1 protein-coding gene is annotated in these 1,918 nt (G+C 68.5%); it reads right to left on the reverse strand.

Going from position 1 to position 1,918, the window contains the following annotated elements:
- The coding region (locus IMZ11_RS42140) for a DUF222 domain-containing protein (RefSeq protein WP_228649122.1) at nt 1-1,769 on the reverse strand (1,769 nt) is incomplete at its 3' end.
- Between the last annotated feature and the right edge of the window lie 149 nt (nt 1,770-1,918).

The raw sequence follows: 1,918 nt of genomic DNA on the forward strand, positions 1-1,918 counted from the left end.
AGTTCGACGATCCCGCGACGGCGGACCGACGCCGGTCTCGCGTGGAGGGCCCCGCCCGGCCGGTCGCTGTCTTCCTGCCCGGCAGCCGGTGTGCGGGCAGGCGTCATCCCTACTCTGGCCGTGCCCGCCGGATCGCTCCCGTCCCGGTTGTCACCCGCGAGGGGTTGGGAAGGTAGGCCGGGTGTGAAACCGCGGCCGTGCGCAGGGTCGGGTGCGGGGCCGGGTGCGGGGTGGCGGGGCCATCCCGCGGGTCGGCGTCGGGTGATCCCGGCATGGAGGAGTTGGCCGTCCTCGTCGCAGATGGCGAACCGCCACTCCCCACCGATCTGACGCTTGGCGAGTTTTCGTGCGAGTTGGGCGTGGATGGGTCCCCATCCGGCGAGTTCGGCGGGCAGATCGTCCAGGTGCATCAGGGTGGACACCTGGACCCGTAGCTCACCGGCCGCGAACCCTGCCGCCCCGACCGTACGGGCGGCCGCGGTGCCGTTCTCGGTCTTCGTGCTTCCCGTCATGGTGCCCCCGCCTGCCAGGCCCATCTGCAGGTTGCTGTTACCGGCCCCAGAGGTGAGGGCAGCGTTGGACTCGTCCCCAGAGCCGGGGCCAGCATCAGGACCCGACCCCGGGGCGCGACCAGCTGGGTCACCACCAAGAGGACCGGGACCGGGACCGGGACCAGGACCAGGACCAGCGCCAGGACCGGGGTCGGGGTCGGGGCCGGGCGGGCCCGCGTCGGGGCCGCTGTTGCCAGGCTCGCTGTTGCCAGGCTTGGGGGTGCAGACGTCGCCGCCGTTGTCGGAAGGGCTGCGGGGGCCCGTCTCGGTATGCTCCCCGTCCCCATTGGTGTCGTCGGTGTCGTCGCAGGTGTCGGAGAGGTCGGTGCTGGCGTCGATGCCACTGTCATCGAAGGGATCGTCGGAGAGCTGGTCGTCGTAGTCGTCCTCGTCACCAGCCCGTTTGCGGGCGGCGTTGTCGAACAGGACGGCGATGATGGCGTCGTCGTCCAGGCCGGACATGCTGCCGTCCAGCAGGCCCAGGAACACATCCGCCCGTACCTGGTCGATCGGGGCGTGCAGGCCGGTCTTCTTCGCTCGTACGGCGATGGCGTCTACCCGGGCGATCGCGGCCGCCGCCTGATCCACCGGCAACTGCTGGCCGGTGATGCTCGCCGAGCCGTCGGCGTGCCGTACCCCGATCACCCGCCGCTGGTGAACAGCCCGCTCATATCTGCGGCGGGCCCAGGTGGGGTCGGCCGCGATCAACAGTTTCTTGATCTTCTCCCGCAGCTCACTCGTCGTCCATTTCGCGGCCTTGGGCAGCAGATGAGCCGCGACCGCTCGGGCGAGTTCGAGGGGGACGTCTTCCAGCCAGTCGCAGAACACCACCGCCCGCGCCTTATCGAGCAGACCGGCCGACAGGGCGTCACGCACAGCCGGGAGACGCACCTTCAAGTCATAGGCCAGACCATATTCCCGTTCAGCGGCGCGGCGGGTGAGACGCAACGCCGCCCGGATCTCGTCGGGTGAATTCTTGTCCGGCTCGGACATTTTCTCCATGCCGGAGACGGAAATCTCATACAGGCCGACTTCGGCCATCACGACGGCTTTGCGGGCCTGCACGTGCGCTTCGAGACGGGCGTAGGCTTGCATCACGATCACGGCGTCGAAGCCGTCCAGCCTGGCGATATCGATCTGCTCCAGTACGGCGGCCAACCCCACGCCCGGGGGCATGTCGCCCAGGCCGTCGGGGATCGGCTGCCGTTCGATATTCACATTGCAACGCTAACAACCGCCACCGACAAAAACGCCACCCAGACAGCCTCTGGAAAAGACGCCGACGCATTTATCTGGAGTCTTGCGCCCTGAACGCGGAAAGGAGCTCGATGTAGGTAGAGCGACTTGATGCGGTGCTGCGTGGGAGA

Origin of the sequence: Microtetraspora sp. AC03309 (assembly GCF_020826795.1) — a bacterium.
GTDB lineage: Bacteria > Actinomycetota > Actinomycetes > Streptosporangiales > Streptosporangiaceae > Microtetraspora > Microtetraspora glauca.